This is a genomic window from Clostridium sp. DJ247 (assembly GCF_014231265.1).
Genome location: NZ_JABAIW010000112.1, coordinates 1 through 3,786, shown reverse-complemented (window position 1 = coordinate 3,786; position 3,786 = coordinate 1). Strand labels below are relative to the sequence as shown.

The window sequence follows — 3,786 nt, the reverse complement described above, 5'->3', positions numbered from 1 at the left end:
TTATGTCAGATGGGACATCACAAGATGTAACATCAAGTACTGTTTGGAGTACTAGTAACGCTAACCTAGCAACAGTGGATGCAAATGGTTTTGTTACAATACCAAGTACTGCAACTAATGGTACTGTATATATTAGAGGAACTTATAATGGAAAAGGAGCAGCAACCACTATAACTATTAGTGCACCAGTATTTTCAAGTTTGAGATTCAATCCAAGTACAGCGACATTAGGGCGAGGAAATACCCTACAGATTAATTCTAGTGCAGTTATGTCAGATGGAACATCACAAGATGTAACAGCAAGTACTGTTTGGAGTACTAGTAATGCTAACTTAGCTACAGTAGATGCAAATGGTTTTGTTACAGTACCAAGTACGGCAACAAGTGGAACAGTATATATTAGAGGAACCTATAATGGAAAAGGAGCAGCGACAACTATAACTATTAGTGCACCAACATTTTCAAGTTTGAGATTCAATCCAAGTACAGCAACATTAAGACGAGGAAATACCCTACAAATTAATTCTAGTGCAGTTATGTCAGATGGAACATCACAAGATGTAACAGCAAGTACTGTTTGGAGTACTAGTAACGCTAACCTAGCAACAGTGGATGCAAATGGTTTTGTTACAATACCAAGTACTGCAACTAATAGTACTGTATATATTAGAGGAACTTATAATGGCAAGGGAGCCGCAACCACTATAACTATTCAAATTCCATAAAAGAGCTTGTCAATGAAGTTGTAAATCATATATCTGCTACAATAGGAAAAGGAGAGCAAAAACAGCTGGCAGTGACAGCAACAATGTCAGACAGCAGTACAAGGGATGTAACAAATGGAAGCGAATGTAATAAATTAATATTAAGGAGTCAGGGGGGGAATAGCTCTGACTTCTTTTTTCGTAATGCTACCTGCTAGTTGATATCTAGTAGTCTATATGATGGTGACGTACCACAACAGGTTCTTCAATTATTAAGATAAATTTATTTATCTTAAAGTCAGAAAGTGATTTCTGACTTTTTTATACTAAAGTAGTGCCTGTTGAAATTGGGTAATAATATGGTATAATATAGCATAATATGGTAAAATAATTTATACTTATTATATGTAGTACTTGGATAATAGCAAACTCAAACGAAAGTTGAGGGCGCAAAGCCACAGGTCTAAGGTTTATATAAACTATGATAGCCGGGTTGCCGAAGAACCAGTTTTTAATGGCTATTCTTCAAATAGACCATTTTTTTTATAGTAAAATAAAAAAATGGTTATAAGATTAGATTAAATATTTAGTTAATAAAGTATAGTTTCATGTTATTCAAGAGATATTTAACAAATTTTAAAGAAAGGGGATGGTGAGACTTGAATTTTAATGATACTAAATATTGTAGAAAGAAGGGGGGATGCAATATGACATCATCAAGGAAATTGATGAAAAAGATACTAGTTACCTTTGTTATAATTGTTATGAATTTAACAAGTTTTACAGCGTATGCTGCAGGTACAGTAATAGAAATTCTTGATCCTACACCGGATGTAACACCACCGGTATTAAATAGTTTAAACATATCTTCAAGTCAAGCATCACCAGGAAATCCTGTTAAAATTACTGCAGAAGTTAGTGATGAATTGTCGGGAGTTAACAGTGTTTATATATCTTATAGAAAACCTAGTGGGAATAGTACAGGAACATACCTTAATTTAAATCAGACTACCCAAAAATATGAAGGAACTATTAGTATCGGTACTTATGATGAAGCGGGTGAATGGATACCAAGTTATCTAGCTTTAACCGATAAAAAGGATAACAGTGGCTATGTATATGATGTCAACAGCACTTCTTCAGGGCAAAAGTTTGATTTTTCTCCTTATAGGGTTACTGTTTCAGGAGTTTCAATTCCACCCGTAACACCAGAGTCAACAGATAAGGTTCCACCTGTTTTAAACAGTATTACTACAAGTACTTCTCAAGTTAGCGGCCCTGGGACAGCAAAGCTAATAGCAGATGTCAGTGACGATGATACTGGAGTATATAATGTCTATGCCTATTATTTAAAACCAAGTGGCAGATCTTATTCTCTAGGTTTGTATTTTAATAGTACTACTGGTAAATACGAAGGAAATATTACAATTGGTCAGTACGATGAAATAGGAGATTGGAAGCTTAATTATGTATATTTAAGGGATAAAGCTGGAAACTATAAATGTATATATGATTCTGCTCTCTATCCAAGTATGTCAGAAAAGCAAGATTTTGGTAATTGCAAAATTTACGTAGATGGTATAACTCCAGATTTAATTGCTCCAAAACTGGATAAGCTTTCTAGAGAGTTGATTCAGAACACTAACAACTCTGCCCTATTTAAACTTTTTGCAGAAGTTAGTGATGAGTTGTCTGGAGTAAGTACAACCTCTGTATATGGTATTTATGCAAAACCTAGTGGCAAAACTATCACTATAAGATTCAATAGGAATGCAACTACAGGAATATATGAAGCATCCATTCCTATTGATAAATATGATGAATTAGGTACATGGGATCTAAAATATGTTTCAATGAGTGATAATAAGAACAACTATAGAACAATTTACGATGGTTCATCAGCTGAATATTTTAGTCTATTTGATTTTATTGTTAGAGGAGTAATAACAATTTCGCCTGTAGCTCCATTTAGTATTAGTGTATCTCCAACAAAAACTATGGTGCTAGAACGTGGGACAAGCCAACAAATAAGTACAACTTTAAATATGACAGATCAAACAACAAAGGATATTACTTTAGGTACTAGCGGAACTGTTTATATTAGTTCAAATCCTTCTGCTGTTAAGGTAAGTCAGGATGGGTTAATTACAGTTGAATCCAATGCATCTCCAGGTCCTGTTTATATTCAAGTTACAAATGGGGGATTGAGTGAAGAATGTAAAGTCGTGGTACCAGGAGCAATTCCTGAAAGTCATCTTCAAATAAATCCATTCAGTATAAGTTTATCATCAGGACAGAGCAAACAGCTTAATGTTATTGAATCATTGGCTGATGGTACAGTAAAGGAGGTTACAGAAGGGTCCACTGGAACTAAATATTTAAGTTCTGATACTTCAATGGTAACTGTAGATCAAAATGGATTGGTTCAAGTTTTACCTGGAGCAAAACAAGGCACTGCTAGAATTCAAGTAGATAATAATGGAATCAAAGGTGAGTGTGTTGTCACCGTAACTGGTCCACCAACCGTTAAGGCCCTTGCAATGACACCGGCAACAGCAACAGTATCTTACGGGGAAACAATACAATTAAGTGTAAGAGCGACAATGTCAGATGGTTCTACTAAGGATGTAACTAATGGATCCAATGGGACAGTGTATACTACATCAAATTCTAGCAGAGCTACAGTTGATGCAAATGGATTGATTAGTATACCAGCTAATGCAACCAGTGGCACAGTAACTATTAAAGCAATTAATAATAACACTACAGAGCAGTGTGTAGTAACAGTGAATGGAGTACCCACTTTAAGTAGTATAGAGGTAAACTCAACTGATGAAACATTAATGCCTGGTGATACAAGTCAGATAAGTGTGGTAGCAACAATGTCAGATGGAATAACTAAGGATGTAACTACAGTGACAAGTTATAATAGCAGTAATACCGATCTAGCAACTGTAGATACAAATGGTCTAGTTACAATACCAACAACAGCAACTGGTGGAACTGTATATATACGAGGAACTTATGAAGGAAAAGGAGCAGCTGCAACTTTAACAGTTAGCAACCAGAACAAAACAGTAGA

General features: G+C 35.1%; 2 protein-coding genes and 1 riboswitch. Both genes read left to right on the top strand.

Annotated features, from left to right (window positions below):
- Nucleotides 1-725, top strand: a 725-nt coding sequence (locus tag HGI79_RS22125) for an Ig-like domain-containing protein (RefSeq protein WP_185652832.1), incomplete at its 5' end; no start/stop codon positions are given.
- A 392-nt stretch (nucleotides 726-1,117) separates the two neighbouring features.
- Nucleotides 1,118-1,205: riboswitch (cyclic di-GMP riboswitch) on the top strand.
- Between the two features lie 206 nt (nucleotides 1,206-1,411).
- On the top strand, nucleotides 1,412-3,786 hold a 2,375-nt coding region (locus HGI79_RS22120), incomplete at its 3' end, for an Ig domain-containing protein (protein ID WP_185652831.1).